The sequence below is a fragment of the Mucilaginibacter sp. genome (genome assembly GCF_036383575.1).
GTDB lineage: Bacteria > Bacteroidota > Bacteroidia > Sphingobacteriales > Sphingobacteriaceae > Mucilaginibacter.
Genome location: NZ_DASVOB010000784.1, coordinates 1 through 15,924 on the forward strand (window position 1 = coordinate 1; position 15,924 = coordinate 15,924).

The 15,924-nt window shown below is 42.8% G+C and carries 12 protein-coding genes and 1 pseudogene; 6 read left to right on the forward strand and 7 right to left on the reverse strand.

From position 1 onward, the window contains the following. The 5 genes from VF500_RS27840 to nirB all read right to left on the reverse strand — a co-directional run. A partial coding sequence (locus VF500_RS27840; protein ID WP_330862788.1) for a molybdopterin-dependent oxidoreductase occupies positions 1 to 964 on the reverse strand: 964 nt, incomplete at its 3' end. A 92-nt stretch (positions 965 to 1,056) separates the two neighbouring features. Then, complete coding sequence (locus VF500_RS27845; protein ID WP_330862789.1) at positions 1,057 to 2,349, reverse strand: MFS transporter; 1,293 nt, start codon at positions 2,347 to 2,349, stop codon at positions 1,057 to 1,059. A gap of 69 nt (positions 2,350 to 2,418) precedes the next feature. Next, positions 2,419 to 3,960, reverse strand: a complete 1,542-nt coding sequence (locus VF500_RS27850) for an alginate export family protein (RefSeq protein ID WP_330862790.1) — start codon at positions 3,958 to 3,960, stop codon at positions 2,419 to 2,421. Positions 3,961 to 4,619: 659 nt separating this feature from the next. After that, on the reverse strand, positions 4,620 to 4,970 hold the full coding sequence (nirD, locus tag VF500_RS27855; protein WP_330862791.1) for a nitrite reductase small subunit NirD: 351 nt from the start codon (positions 4,968 to 4,970) through the stop codon (positions 4,620 to 4,622). 67 nt (positions 4,971 to 5,037) lie between these two features. After that, positions 5,038 to 7,533, reverse strand: a complete 2,496-nt coding sequence (gene nirB / locus VF500_RS27860; RefSeq protein ID WP_330862792.1) for a nitrite reductase large subunit NirB — start codon at positions 7,531 to 7,533, stop codon at positions 5,038 to 5,040. A 289-nt stretch (positions 7,534 to 7,822) separates the two neighbouring features. Here nirB and cobA point away from each other — a divergent pair, with 289 nt between their 5' ends. The 6 genes from cobA (at position 7,823) to VF500_RS27890 (ending at position 12,644) form a co-directional block, all read left to right on the forward strand. Then, entirely contained in the window at positions 7,823 to 8,551 is a 729-nt protein-coding gene (cobA, locus tag VF500_RS27865; RefSeq protein WP_330862793.1) for a uroporphyrinogen-III C-methyltransferase, read from the forward strand. A 5-nt stretch (positions 8,552 to 8,556) separates the two neighbouring features. Next, a complete protein-coding gene (locus VF500_RS27870; RefSeq protein WP_330862794.1) occupies positions 8,557 to 8,916 on the forward strand; it encodes a DUF7009 family protein in 360 nt (119 codons plus the stop codon). A 131-nt stretch (positions 8,917 to 9,047) separates the two neighbouring features. Beyond that, positions 9,048 to 9,908, forward strand: coding sequence for a chromate resistance protein ChrB domain-containing protein (locus VF500_RS27875; protein WP_330862795.1), 861 nt, complete (start codon positions 9,048 to 9,050; stop codon positions 9,906 to 9,908). A 63-nt stretch (positions 9,909 to 9,971) separates the two neighbouring features. After that, a complete protein-coding gene (locus VF500_RS27880; protein WP_330862796.1) occupies positions 9,972 to 10,964 on the forward strand; it encodes a DUF1259 domain-containing protein in 993 nt (330 codons plus the stop codon). Beyond that, positions 10,964 to 12,139: a chromate transporter gene (locus VF500_RS27885; RefSeq protein WP_330862797.1), complete on the forward strand. Its 1,176-nt coding sequence runs from the start codon at positions 10,964 to 10,966 to the stop codon at positions 12,137 to 12,139. The genes VF500_RS27880 and VF500_RS27885 overlap by 1 nt, the downstream gene beginning before the upstream one ends. Position 12,140: 1 nt before the next feature. Then, positions 12,141 to 12,644 carry a hypothetical protein gene (locus VF500_RS27890; RefSeq protein WP_330862798.1) on the forward strand — a complete coding sequence of 168 codons (504 nt, stop codon included), beginning with the start codon at positions 12,141 to 12,143 and terminating at the stop codon, positions 12,642 to 12,644. An 86-nt stretch (positions 12,645 to 12,730) separates the two neighbouring features. Here VF500_RS27890 and VF500_RS27895 read toward each other — a convergent pair whose 3' ends face one another. Beyond that, positions 12,731 to 12,970 (reverse strand): hypothetical protein, encoded by a 240-nt coding sequence (locus VF500_RS27895; RefSeq protein WP_330862799.1) that lies wholly within the window; start codon positions 12,968 to 12,970, stop codon positions 12,731 to 12,733. Between the two features lie 4 nt (positions 12,971 to 12,974). Next, positions 12,975 to 15,924: pseudogene (locus VF500_RS27900) on the reverse strand (hypothetical protein); the annotation flags it as partial.

The following is a 15,924-nucleotide window of genomic DNA, read 5'->3' on the forward strand; positions in this document are numbered from 1 at the left end:
AACTAAGGTTCAACAAGCTTAAATTTTTATTTACGCCAACCGAACTTTGGTTTAAGCCCATTGTCCACATCGAAATAAAGCCTTTTGCCTCACCGATATATTTGGCAGCAAGACGAATATTGCTTTCGCTTACCCCACAAATAGCAGCCGATTCGGCCAGGGTACGTTCAAATACCAGTTTGCTGTATTGCTCAAAACCATCAGCATGCTTGGTTACGAAATCAACGTCAATGTCTCCGTTTTCTATCAACACCCTGCCAATAGCATGATTCAGAGTAATATCGGTGCCCGGATTCAATTGCAGGTGCAGATCGGCAGTGCTGCAGGTATCTGTAACCCGCGGATCAACTACAATGATCTTTACATCAGGATTAGCCGTTTTATGGGCTTCAACCCTTCGCCATAAAATAGGATGGCACCAGGCCGGGTTAGCCCCTGTAACATAAAAGCAATCGGCCAGCTCAATATCATCATAGCAAACCGGTACGGTATCCTCACCCAACGCAATTTTATAGGCAGCAACCGCGCTGCTCATGCACAACCGCGAATTGGTATCGATATTATTACTGCCGATGAAACCCTTAATCAGCTTATTTACAACATAATATTCCTCTGTAAGGCACTGACCTGAAGCATAAAACGCCACCGAATCCGGCCCATATTTATTGATGAAGGTTTTAAAAATGGCTGCTGTACGCTCCAATGCATCATCCCAGCTTACCCTTTGCATGGGCATGCTTTTGTTATAACGCATCTGAGGGTACAGCAGCCTGTCGGTTTTGTCATTAGCGGTGTAGTGCAGGTTAAGACCTTTACTGCACAGCATCCCCTTATTTACGGGATAGTCCTTATCGCCCTCAAGCGTGATACTACCGTTTTTTTCTTTATTTATTACCACGCCGCAACCTACCCCGCAGTAGCAGCAGGTGCTTTTAAATGTATTTTGAGGGCGTTTGTTAGACATTGTTCAAGCTAAAAGCTTAAGGCTGAAAGCCGAAAGCTCTTTTTATATTTATGTTGTTATTTTCTATTGCTTTTTGCTTTAAACCTTCGGTTTTAAGCTCCTAAGGCTAAAGCTGGTTCGTCTACTGTTTGTGGTTCGGCCTGTTTTTGAAAACGGGTGATCAGCACAATCGCGGATACTACCATAACGGTTATACCGATGTAGGTAAATGCTTGTACATAGGTAATGTGCTCCGATTTGAAAAGAAAACCGAACAGCATCCCGCCAAGGTTACCACCGGCACCTACAATGCCGCTTACCATCCCAACATTTTTACTGTTAATGAAAGGCACTATACCGTAAGTAGCACCATTTGACATTTTAAGGAACAGTGCGAATGAAAGCATGGAAATAATAGCTATTGCCAGGCTACCCGATTGAGCGAACAGGATAAGACCGATACCCTCCATCAGCAGCACGCCAGCCAAAAGCAAGCCTTTGCCACGCATACCGAATTTGCCGCCAACTTTGTCAGACACAATACCGCCTAAGGCACGGGCAAAGATGTTCATGAAACCGAATATGCCTGCCCAGAAACCAGCCGAACTTTGCGACAGGTGAAAAGTATCTACAAAATGTAATGAAGCTACGTTATCAAAAGTGATCTCCATACCAAAGCACATAGCGTAAGCCATGGGAAGGGCACAAACGCGCCAGTCGGCTAATATTGACCAATCTGTTTTGGATGGATTGGTTTTGGCGTGGCCTACTTCATCATAGTTGCCATTAGGCGTGTCTTTGGTAAACTTCCAGTATACAAAGGCAATTACCAGCATCAGCACACCGGGAACTATCATGGCGTATCTCCATGCTTCGGCTTTAGTAAAGCCGGCACCTACTATAGCGGCAAATATTAAAGGCATCACCATATTGGTTACACCGCCGCCAAGGTTACCCCAGCCACCGGTTACCGCGTTGGCAGTACCTTTTATATTGGGTGCAAACATCATCGAGGTGTGAAACTGGGTAATTACAAACGATGAACCTATTACACCGATAGCGAGGCGAAACAATAAAAATGAAGTGTAATCATGAGCCAGGCCCACTAAAAACACAGGTAGCGACCCAATAATTAATAGCCTGACCGCTGTTTTGCGCGGGCCCCAGGTATCACAAAGTTTACCTATAATGAGGCGGGCTATAATTGTAGCCGCTACCGATGCAATGATAGTATTCCCTACCTGGCCTTTACTTAAATGCAGTTCGGCACGGATGGTTGGCATCAATGGTGCCAGGCCGAACCAACCGAAAAAGCACACAAAAAACATGAGCCAAGTAATATGGAAGGTGCGCATTTGAACACCCTTAAGTGAAAATATATTGAGTTTGGTAAGTTGTTTTTCCATGATCGTTTTTTTAATTAAAGCAGGTCATTAAATATTTTCTTATGGCTTCAGGCACCCGGCCTTAGGCTATTACTTGTTCAAAAACTCGGGTTTGATATTAAGCTGCAGGTATGCCCAAAATGGGTGCAGCTTGTTGGCATCCGGCGTTAAAGCTTTAGCATACTCCATACTGTGGGTTGCGGCCATATATGATAAGCCCAATTCGACTGCGGTGAATTTGTTAAGCTTATAGTTATTGATCAAATCAAACTCAGTACCCAGATATTTATCGATAGCTTGTCCGTCAGTACCTTTCTGGTCTTTAGCCAATAAGAAGTAATGGTTGGACAATTCAGTACTAAGTCGCTTATTATCTGATAGATATTTGATTTTAACATAAGGATTGCTCAAGCCTCCGGTTGGAGATCCGCTACCAGCGTAGAAATAGTCCATATACCCCCAAAACTTATGCGGCGTACCATACAATGGATCAAACCGGTGGTTGGTTTTTGAGGTAGATAACGCATCGTTTCCTGACAGATAATCCCAGCCGGCTATATAAGTCAAGTTGCTGCTTTTGTATGATAAAGATGCGGTGTAAGTATAGGCACTCAACTCGGCGCCATCGCGGTCATGCCCACCCTGGTAGTAAAAACCACCGGTAGCGGCCCATTCATCTTTACTGCCGAAAACAGGGTTAAGGAGCAACCCGGTTGTGTAGCGGGTATTAACGCCCGGCTGGTTATACCGGCGACCATATATGTAACCAACGTCTTCGCCGGATGTATTTTTTACCGAATCGAGCTTGTATTTGGCAAACTGATCGGCAAGGAAAAGACCGGTTATTTTAGTTTTATTAATTTTTTTAACAAAGTAGAGATATTCAAGAGCTTTATAGTTTTGGTTTTGCCCGTTAGTGCCGGGCGGATTTAAAAATGAAGGGTTACCGGTTTTAGTACTGATGCCTGAAGCATTCACCAGCGGAATAAGCCCGGCAGGGGTATTAACCAAATTGCCTTTGCTATCCTTTACTGTAGCGGGCACATTGGCAGGAGTATAATAGGTGCCATTATAGTTAATAGCATCTGAACTTTGATTAAAGGCTGCGCCGAGATCAACCTGCCAGCCGCTTTGCAGTAGTTTAAATACGATAGCGTCATGACGGCGGGCTTGCTGGATCCAATCGGTAGCACCAAGCAAGCGTTCATCATCATAGCTGATCTCCTGTCGGCCAATTTTTACCGCAAAATAATCAAAAGGGGATTTTTTAAAGGAAGTGTCTTTTTTGTTGGAGAGGATCAGTTCGGCCCAGGCTTCGTGCAGGCTTAGGCGACTTCCGTCATTAATAGTAATGGTTGAGGCATCCTGGCCCCAAAGCCTGACATCCTGTACAGATGTTTGAAAAATAAGCTTGCTGCTTTTATAATTAAAGGTGAGCCGCGTTCGTTGTGACACAAAGGCCGCATTTTTGTTACCTATCGGTTCTAAAGTTCCATAACCATCACGTAATTCGCCCCTTGTTTTGATCTGGCCAGTTAAAGTAAGCTGCGCAGAGGCATTATAAGAAACAAAACATGATATAATTAATAGAATTTTTCCAATAGTGTATTGATTAGATACATTTTTGTACATTTGAAATGGTTTTTTATTTGTTAAAGCGATTAAAAACTATTTGACCCTGTTTGGGAATGCGACCTCCCGGCAGGGTTTTTTTATGCATTTTTGATTTTTACCATAGGCTCCATCTTTTTTGATTTATTTGTCTGTTTAATTACCATAAATATAACTTATTTAATGATTGGATACAAATAATCGAATTTTAAAATGAATTTTTATGATTAAAATCATTAAAAACTTATTTTTTTAATAAAAACTCAAATTAGAAACAGTCAAAAACAGCATAAATACATTTTTAACAATTTTTTAATCTTTAAAAAATGAATTTAAAGTCGATAAATTCACTAAAAATTATTTTCAAATAACAAAATAAGCCACTTGGGTCAGTATTTTTTGCCTTACATTAAATAAAATCAGTTTTAAATTGTAAAAAAATCATAAAATTCAATTTAAAATATCGTGAAAATTCAATCAGATGAAATTATCTTAATACATAGTGTAAAAATCACACAATAGCGCTGATAATTTCCTTCTAAAAAGATATGCATTAAAAATCTGGCTGTATTTTTCTCTAAAACAAAAACCCCGCGCATGAAAAAGCGCCACTACCCTTTTTGGTAACGGCGCTTAATATGAGTATCTTCCGGTCTTATGTCTCGCGCAAGCAAACCCGCTTAATACACTCCTATGAAAACTTTTCCATCGGCTATTTTTACCGGATAGGTTTTTATTGCCAACTCCTCTTCGCCCAGGCATTCGCCCGTAAGCAATGAAAATGTTTTTTTATGAAACGGGCAGGCTACTTTGGGTTCGCAGGTTTCGCCTGCGCTACCTATCATCCCACGCGATATAGCCATTTGTTGTTTATGAGGACACAGATTTTGGGTTGCGTACCACTCATTGCGACGGGAAAAGTTAAATATCGCTATCTGCTCATCGCCATGTTTAATACATGACCCGCCATTTTCCGGCACATCATCAACATGACAAGCCATAATCCATTGTGTTGCTATTGCTGCTTCCATTGTGTTTTCTTTTGATCAATAGTTAATTCTTCTTAGGCTAAGAGTTTTGAATTTTTCAGCCTAAAATCTACCACTCTTTGGCGCGTACCTGCTCGCGCATTGGCTCAAATTGAGCATTGGGGTCTTTTTCGTCGGGGGCATTAATAAAGTGAGCAAAACGCTTGCGTAATGCGGGGCTATTAACAGCTTCTTTCCACTCGCAGTGGTAGGTATTCACTAATGCCTGCATTTCCTCCTCCAGTTGCTCGCCCAGTCCGAGACTGTCATTTACTATTACATTTTTAAGGTAACTCATGCCGCCATCCAGCTTATTAAGCCAGGTTGCGGTACGCGTTAACTGGTCTGCGGTTTTTATATAGAACATTAGAAACCTGTCCAGATATTTTACCACTGTTTCTTTATCAATATCCGTAGCCAATAGCTGAGCATGCTGTGGTTTAGAGCCACCATTGCCGCATACATATAAATTCCAGCCTTTTTCTGTAGCTATAATTCCAAAATCCTTCGATTGCGCTTCGGCGCATTCCCGCACACAACCGCTTACACCGCCTTTAATTTTGTGCGGCGCGCGGATACCTTTATATCTATCCTCTACCTCGATGGCAAAAGTTACGCTATCATGCAAGCCAAACCTGCACCAGGTGCTGCCGACGCAGCTTTTTACGGTACGAAGTGCTTTGCCATAAGCGTGTCCGCTTTCAAAACCAGCGTCAATAAGTTCTTCCCAAATTAAAGGCAAGTCACTCAGGTGCGCGCCAAACATATCAATACGCTGGCCGCCTGTTATTTTGGTATATAATCCGTATTTTTTAGCAACCTGACCAATCACGATCAGTTTATCAGGTGTAATTTCACCGCCCGGGATGCGAGGCACAACAGAATACGTGCCGCCTTTTTGAATATTAGCCAAGAAGCGGTCGTTGCTATCTTGTATTACTTCCTGTTTTACAATAACATCATTCCATAAGCTTGATAAGATACTGGCCACAACCGGCTTGCAAACCTCGCAACCATCGCCCTTGCCGTAATGATCAAGTACAAGGTCGTAGTTTTTTAGCTCGTTGATTTTAACGAGATCGAATAGTTCCTGGCGTGAGTAATCAAAATGCTCGCAGATGACATTTTTAATATACTGCCCATTTGCCTTCATAGTGCCGGCAATTAAATCCTTAACCAATGGCACGCAACCACCGCAGCCCGTGCCGGCCTTGGTACATTTTTTCATGCCGTCAATGCCGGTAACGCCACCTTCGTTTACGGCTGAACAAATCGCTCCTTTGGTAACCGCCTCACATGAACAGATCAATGCGTCATCGGGCAAGCCCATTACGCCAGCGCCCGCGTTGGCCTCACCTCCCCTGGAGCCCAATATCAGATCTTCCGGATCTGGTGGCAGTACTATTTTATTATTGACAGTTTGAAGCAGCATATTATAAGCATCCGCATCGCCAATTAAAATACCACCTAAAAGATTCTTGCCATCGTTTGTAATATTAATGCGTTTGTAAATTCCCTTATGGGTATCCTCAAACAAAATAGTACGACAATCTGGCTCTGTAATAAAGGCATCCCCAAAGCTGGCTACATCAACACCGATCAGCTTTAGTTTGGTGCTCATGTCATAGCCGTAAAAGCTCTTGTCGGCTTCGGTTAGATGGGCGGCCACAATATCAGCCATTTCATAGCCCGGAGCAACCAGACCATATATCATTCCTTCATATAACGCACATTCGCCAATTGCATAAATGTATTCATCGCTGGTTTGCATTTTTTCGTTCACAATAATGCCGCCACGGGTTCCAACATGTAAGCCGGCCAGCTTAGCCAGCTCATCGCGCGGGCGGATACCTGCAGATATAACCAGCATATCTACCGCAAGCTGACTATCGTCATTGAATTTTAACGAATGGATTTTTTTATCGCCGGTAATGGCTGCAGTGCTTTTATTTAAGTGAATATACAAGCCCAGTTGACTTAATTTCATTTGCAGCATATTGCTCCCTGCCGAATCTATCTGACGGGGCATCAGGCGTGGTGCAAACTCAATAACGTGGGTCTCTGTAATGCCGAGGTCTATTAAAGCTTTAGCAGCTTCCAGTCCCAGTAAGCCACCGCCCATTACGGCTCCTGATTTTGCATTAACTGCGCAGGCTTTGATCAACTCCAGATCTTCAATGGTGCGATATACAAAAACACCCTCCTTTTCAATACCCGGAATGTCGGGCACAAAAGCCGAAGAACCGGTTGCTAAAACCAGGTAGTCATATTTAAGGGTAATGCCTTTTAGTGAATGGATCGTTTTTTCGGTGCGGTTAATTTCCTGGATGGGATCGTCCAGGTGCAGCGCGATGTTGTTGTCTGAATACCATGACAAGGTGGAAAGCGACAGGTCATCGGCGGTTTTGCCATTGAAGTACTCGCTTAAGTGTACCCTATCGTAGGCGTGACGCGGCTCTTCGCCAAAAACAATTATCTGGAACTGTGTTGATCTGGCTAAAAGTTTTTCACAAAACTTATAACCTACCATACCGTTGCCAACAACAATGATGGTTGGTTTTGACATATCGAATTTTTTTAAATGTTAAAGCAATTTTCAAACTAAAAATGAATCAACTGCGACCCTGATCTCATTTATATCACAATTATAACTCAAAAAAACATCAAATAGAAATTTAATTTCATTTTTTTATTAAATAAATCATGATTATTGGTGTTCATTTTCATAAATTAGTGCTATTGATATAATTTATATCATTATTTAAGCGATTTTTTTCAATTGATTTTGTGATTTTTACAAAATCATTTAAATAAAAAGGCTTGTTAGTCTAATTTTTGATCATAAATTTAATAAAATGCAAAAACAAATACAAAATCCCGAACTTTTTGTGCTTGGAGCCGGCCCCGGAGACCCAGAATTGATGACTATGAAGGGGTATAGGGTATTACAGGAGGCAAAAGTGATATTATATGACAACCTGGCTAACAAGGAATTACTGGCGATAAGCCGGGATGATTGTGAAAAGGTGTACGTTGGCAAGCAACCTTATGGTGATTATACCCCGCAAGAAACAATTCATGAATTAATAAAGCACTATGCATTTACCAAAGGCAACGTGGTAAGGTTAAAAGGCGGCGATCCATTTATATTTGGTCGCGGATTTGAAGAAATCATTTACGCCCGTCAGCATGGTATTACCACGCATTATATCCCAGGTGTAACCAGCATGCAGGCATCCGGGCTGGAAGATATCCCCCTAACCCACAGGCAGGTGAGCGAAAGTGTTTGGATGGTGACCGGCACCAAGAAAGATGGCAGTCTATCTGCTGATTTAACCTGCGCCATGCATAGCAACGCAACAGTTGTTATATATATGGGGATGAAAAAACTGGCTGAAATTGCTTCGGCCTATATAAACGCGGGCAAGGGAGACATACCGGCGGCCATTATTCAGCACGCATCATTACCAAATCAAAAATCGGCAAAGGGAAAAGTGAGTGATCTTGTAGCTATTGCTGCCGATAATCAGCTTACCTACCCCGCTATTATTATTATAGGCGATGTTGTTAACGTAAAAAACTAAAAGAAATGAAAATCAGGATAAAAGGAAACTCATTGCGCTATCGCTTAACCAAAACCGACGTGGAAAACTTCGACAGGGATGGATACCTGGAAGAAACCACCAACTTTGGTGCTCAGGTATTTAAATATGCTCTGCAACGCTCTGCTACTGAATTTTTAACTGCGGGCTTTAGCGATAATACTATAATTATGTATATGCCTGTTACCATGGCTATTGAATGGACAAGCACCGAGCGTGTTGGTTACGAAAGCAATAACAGCCAAATGTACCTGCTTATTGAAAAAGACTTTAAGTGCCTTGACAATGTGGCCGAAGACCAGAGCGACAATTACCCTAATCCGCTAAGTTTGAAACTTCAGCATTAGCGTTAAAACTACTTCAATTTAATTGCTTGCATAGGGGGCTTATCCCTGCCTTATGCTAATCTTTGAAGGTTCTTTTTGCTTTTTATGAGACTGCAAGGTTCTTGATTACATTTGTGACCTGAATTAAGCAGATGAAATGGATCACCCGTGAACGCCCAAAGATTGACCGCATCGCCTGTCCATGGCTGATCAAGCGCTTTATTGATAAAGAAGCCGAAATTATTTTCATGCCGTTTGAACAGGTATTGACAAAAGCCGATGAGTTAAACGCGATCCCGTTTGACCTTCCGGATGTGGAATACACTCATTACGAAGATCAATGCACTTTTGACTACTTCATCAAAAAACACCAGTTGAAAGATGCGGCGCTCAGTAGGATTGCTGCGATTGTACGTGGAGCTGATACCGACCGGCATGATTTTGCACCACAATCTGCCGGGCTTGAAGCGATATTTTCCGGGCTGGCCTATAATATTAAAGACGACCAGGAGTTGCTGGAATTGGGAATGACCATTTATGATGGATTATATAGTTGGGCAAAACATCTGCACCAGTTAAAACATACCCAAGCCGGGCCGGTTGAATGGATGCTATTGGAGGTATTTCACAAATATATTAAACAAAGTACTTCAAAGAAAGCTCCTGATTGGGCTAAAGAGCTCAGAGAAATGATACAGGATCAGCTTGATACCAACATGGCCCTGAGTTTGCAGCAGGTATCCAATGATCTGGAGATCAACCCGGCCTACCTGTCCCGGGAGTTCTCTAAGTATTTTGATAACCTTTCGTTTGGTGATTATATCCGTAAGCTCAGGATAGAGAAAGCGATTGGTTTAATGACAGATACCTCCTATTCATTAACAGAGATAGCTTACCTCACCGGCTTTTCAGATCAAAGCCATTTTAACCGGATCTTCAAGAAGCAAACCGGGCAAACCCCATCGGCATATAAGAAAAGTATCCTGAAAAGTAAAAAGGATACAAATAGTTAATTCCATACAAGTTTAAGGAGTTTCATGTGGGTAATATTGTATTGTTAATATAATATACCCCTCATGAAAACAAATATGTTGACCCGCAGACAAGCCTTACAGGCCACTGCGGTTTTAGGTACCGCCTTATTTTTACCAGTTGGTAAAATAGAAGCCGCAACATTGCCTCCAGTGGGCAACACACGGCCTCTAACGCCTGATGAAATAGCTGCGATAGATGCTGCTTTGGGTAAAAAAGGCAGTTATAAGGAGGCTGAAGCTGTTTATACCATACCGCTGCCACGTAACGATCTGAAGATGAAGATCAAGGGGGAACCAGTACCAATTCCTTTTGGTTTCGGTGGTTGGGTGTCGTTCAAGAAAACTATTGACGGCAAATCAGCTATGGTTATGAGTGATACGGTATTGCAAATGGACGAAGTTAACCCGCTCATTTCGGCAGCACATGCCAATGGTTTGGAAATCGCTGCAATTCATAACCATTTCTTTTACGAGGAACCACGCATCTTCTATATGCACATCCACGGAATGGGTACCGTTGCAGAAATAGCTAAAAAGTATGCCGATACGATCAGGGACAGTAAACTATTCCCGGCTAATCAACCAGCATCATCCGCACCTGCTACTGTTACAGGTAAAGAGAACTTTGATCTGCCTGCTTTGGATGCTATTGTAAAATATACAGGAACTGTGAATGGCCCTACATATAAATATACCATTGGTCGTACTGATCTGAAGATCATAGCAATGGATGTGGAAATGACCACCAATATTGGATTGAACAGTTGGGCTTCTTTCGCCGGTAAACAGGAGGATGCTCATATCGCAGGTGATATCGCCATGCTGCAAAGTGAAGTGAATGGCGTAATCAAGACCCTCCGCGCACATAACCTGGAAGTTGTGGCTGTGCATAATCACATGCTGGGCGATGAACCACGCATGATTTTTCTGCATTATTATGGCCGAGGCAACGCCGCAACCCTGGCGCAGGGCTTTCGGGCTGCATTGGATGTATTGGGCAAGAAAAATGGCGATATAGATAATATGAAGATGTAGTGAAAGGACAAGTCATTAAACCGGCCTATTCTCTATTGGATATCACCAGGTATTTCCTCAAGTTAGGCGCGTGGGGTTTTGGCGGCCCTGTTGCTTTGGTTGGCTATATGCAGCGCGATCTGGTAGAGGGTAAAGGCTGGCTTACCGAGGAAGAATATAAAGAGGGTTTGGCCCTTGCCCAACTGGCTCCGGGGCCATTAGCCGCGCAGTTAGGTATTTACATAGGCTTTGTGCATTACGGGCTTATCGGCGCTACATTGACCGGGCTGGCTTTCGTGTTACCCTCCTTCATTATGGTGGTATTGTTGGGGATGGCTTATCAGCTTTACGGCGGTTTGGCCTGGATGCAGGCGGTATTTTACGGCGTTGGCGCGGCTGTCATCGGCATTATAGCTATGAGTGCCTATAAATTGACCATTAAATCGATCAGCAAGTTTGAATTACCTGCCATGAAAGCCAAATGGCTATTGTGGCTTTTCTATATTGCAGGCATAGTAATAACGGTTATTACCGAACGGGAAGAAATTCTTTTGTTCCTGGCTTGTGGTTTTTTATACATGTTGATCAAAGCGCCGCCACAATGGCTCAAAAAGCCGTCGGTATTGCCTGCCGGAATTTTAATTAGTACAGGATTTTGGAAATATGATGGAAAAACCTTGCAGGAAATCGGTTGGTTTTTCGCCAAAGCGGGTGCATTTGTTTTTGGCAGTGGCCTGGCTATTGTGCCATTTTTACACGGCGGAGTGGTGAAAGAATTTGGCTGGCTAAATGAACACCAATTTGTTGATGCGGTTGCTGTGGCCATGATCACACCAGGCCCAGTAGTTATCACTGTGGGGTTTATCGGTTATTTGGTGGCCGGTTTTCCCGGAGCGTGCGTAGCCGCATTGGCAACTTTTCTTCCGTGCTATATGTTCACCGTGGCCCTTGCGCCATCCTTTAAAAAGATAGCAAAAAACACAAGTATCAAGGCATTCGTAGATGGCATCACCGCTGCGGTAATCGGCGCACTGGTTGGCTCCGTGATCATCATTGGATTGCGGTCTGTGATCGACATTCCCACCTCTCTGATCGCTATTGCCACTGTGTTAGCATTGATCTACATCAAAAAGCTTCAGGAACCTTACATTATCGGGATCGCTGCAATCATCGGTTTCCTGATCAAAACCCTTTAATATGTTTAAATACCTTACCACTATTGTTTTATTATTATTCATTTTCAAGATTAGTTTCGCCCAGCAATCCCCAACCTATCCAAGGGTAACGGGCTACTTCAGTATCCTTAACCCAATTGGTGCCTGGACAAAGGATGGTTTTAGGAGTAATTTCGGCGATGTCTACACCATTGGTTTCCCTTTCGGGGTAAATATTCTTAAAAGCGATCAATTCGGTATCAGCTTTGAGGTTGCACCTGCCATACGCACAGAAAAAAATATTTCAAAAGTTAATACGGTATTGTTTCATCCCGGTGCCATGTTTCGATTTAAGCATGGTTTTACTTTCATCGGGCGTATGGCATTTGAAACAAATGGCCGCTTTGGTGTAACACCGGTATTTAATCAGGTCATTAAAAAAGGTAAGGATGCCAGTTTTTTTGTTTCGGTTCCCATTCCTGTTAGATTTGGTAATGATCAGCCCGCTTCTATCAGTACGGGACTACAGTTAGGCGTTTCATTTTAAAGGGTTCTTTATTTTCAAGCCGATAGGTTTTGTAGTGAATGGTTATTGCCTATGATTTGATTAAATTAAGATAGAGCGCAATAGGATTATGCCTGCCTTGTTTTGATCTTATTCTTCCAGCCCAGATGCCGTGCAGTAAACAATACAGCTACTAAAATCAACGCCCATACCCAAGTATCCAGGGGGCAACCATCCGGCCCCCCATCATTACCATCACAAAGGCCATCTCCAGGATCGGCAAAGCTCCAGGATACAGTAAGTAAATTGATTATTATAATAGCTAATATGGTTTTCCATTTTGACTTTATCATAGGTAATACAGACATACTGTTATTGTTTAAAAAACATTCCGCTCCCAATTCTATCTCCTGTGTTTTCATTAACCGCAACTACGATGTAAAGCCCCCGGCTCAAACCGTTAACATTTTCTTGAATGGTATTTGTGCCTGTTGCCGATAGTTTTTTGACAATAGCCCCCGAAGGACTAACTATGCTGATTCTGACAGGCCTGGAGGACGTTTGTTCTAACTTTATATTAACTGTACTGGCCGAAACCACGGTTGGATATACCAGGAATTTATTTACACCAGCACCTGGTTGTATCTCAAAACTGAGGTTATCAGACAGTTTATTTTCGCCGGTTACGAGGTTTTGACTAAGGCGGTAAATTACCTGCCCGCTGCCGGGAGTTTGATCGGTATAAGTGTATTTTCCAGCCCCCGTTGATTGGAGGCTATCTATAGTTAAAAAAGTTTTGCCACCATCCGCGCTTTTCTGAACAGCGAATTTGGTAAAATTGCTTTCATTGTTACTTTCCCAGTTTAGCGATATCCCTTCTAAGACTTTCTTTCCGGTAAAGCTCAGTAAACGATAATCGTGACCAGGAACTATGCCGATTTTAAGGTAAAACCTGTCATGTGCATAACTTGCCGCATTAGACTCTACTTTGAATGCATATTCGGAGTTATGTACAACATCAAGTGAATCATTGGTGTATTTATCTTTCAGATAGATAGAATACCGTGCGTCAATATTCTTTTTTACAGGCGATGTAAGTTTGTACACACCATAATTTGAGAAAGTTACAATGAGGTTAACACGTTTTAATTTCTCGAGGTTGCCCGTGTAATTAGCAAAACAACCTATCGAATCGCTGCTTAGCGAGTAAAACAGATCGCCCTGCCCCGATGGCTGGTAGTATGGTGCATCTTCGCCGGGAACAAATTTAGCGACAGCGTTACCGTCAAAATTAATATCGGTAGAGTTGTGTATAATGGTGTCCTGTACCAGTTCCATAGTAAGGCGAGGCAAAGTGCTTTCAACATCATTGGCAGGTTTGCTTGCGGCTAATGAAGCCGAAATATTTTTTGTAGGGTTGCCTACGACATTAAACACCGGGGGAGATGGAAGAGCTAAGCTATAGTTTGAGTAAGCCACCTTCATTGTTTCATCAAACTTAATGGCTGATGCAGATGTAGCTACCGTAAAAAAACCTTGCCCTGATAAGGCATAGCGACTTGCCCCCGTCCCGATAGAGCCGGTACTGGCGTCGTATAAAACAAATTTGGTAGACGAGCTGTTTGTTCCGGTACTGGCATCTTTTATCAGCATGTAGTAAAACTTATTGGTAGTATTTGCCAGATATAGCGCATGGAGGTCAATTACCGAAGCGTACGGATTCCCGATAAGATTAAGCCCCTTTTTTATTGCAGGGGTGGTTGAAGAATATGACAGGGTTTGCGGGGCACTTACTGCTGTAGCAGTATAATAGGTTGGCACAGTGCTTGGAAAATTGACAATATTAGCTGTTAGTTGCGCATTACTGGCTCCAGAACCTTTAATGACGGCACCAAAAAAATTCAGTGTGGCATTATCAGTTGCAGGAAATGGCCTCACGAAAGGATTAGTGACACCGGTCCTGCTCCCTCTGAAATAATATAAAAAACCATTCGCCGGAGGCAACCCCTGGCTTATTGAACTAAAAGGCTTGTATTCATTGTTCACCACCTGATTTACATTTGAAGTAACAGGGGCGTTTTCATCGTAAACAAAAACCGATGGACTGTTCGCTGTAGCCGCCGTGGCATCATCAAATCCATTTGTTGCACCACCAGGTCCGGTAATGTACGTTGTTGCAAAGAGCGGCGAAAGATTATAAGTGGTAAGGGACCCCGATGTAAATGCCGATGTTGTATTTGTAACAGGCGACGACATCAGCATGTAACGCCGCAAAGTACCCTTTACATAACGCTGAACATTTATATTGCCAGTAATAGTACCAGCCGCAAGCGTGCCAATACTGGCATCGCCTGCTAAGGTAGACAGTAATGTCAGCGCTGTTGTGCTTGTACTGCTCCCGACAGCAAGGGTTGATGATGTATTTACATTTAAAGTATAAGTTGGCGCAACGGTAAACTTACTGCCAGAGGCCATTGTTTTTGTTCCACCGGTAGTAAACGTTACATTATAAAAATTTGTACCAGTAGAGGTCGCATCCGTAAGGGTTTGTGTTGTGCCATCAAAAGTAATCGTGGGGGTTGCGTTGGGGGTAAAGGTTCCGGTATTGGTGTAATCCTTTGCTATAGTTAATGTCCCGGTACCCATATTCATAGTCCCTGAATTAGAAAGAGATGCATTGATATCTAATGTTCCACTTCCCATGTTCATTGTTCCGGCATTAGTTAACGAGCCATTAATAGCAGTGGCCCCGCTTCCGCCGGTAATGGTTGCAGCAGCATTATTTGTCCAGGTGGCGGCTATTGAACCCGTAACACCAACCCTTGTAGCTGTACTGGTTGCATTGGAAAATGACACATTTGAGTTTGTGGTAAATGTGGAATCGATATTTAAATAACTTGTTTGACCAGCCGTTGTACCACCAATAATAGCAGTGCCGCTGCCTTGTATAATGAGGTTGTCATAAGTACGATCTGTAGCCGCGTTTGGGTTTACAGGCCCGCCGCCAGGGCCAAAACCCTGAACCGAGGTTGTATAAATCACAGGGTTTGCCCCTTTATAATTAACAGTAGCTTTACCTCCGTGGTCACCGTAAAAATTACAGGACGCATAAGGTACAGGTATCGTTCCGATAGCGTTTGTGGCATTAAGGATTAATGTTGGATTTACAATCGTATTAGTTGTTTTATATGATGTGAGGGCATTCACCGTAAAGTAAGCGCCGTTCTGGCTGGTAACACTGTGATTTGTAAAGGTTATCTGGTTATTTATGGTCATAGTCCCCCCTTCCAATCTGAATCCACTTCCATTTTGTTGTTTTACG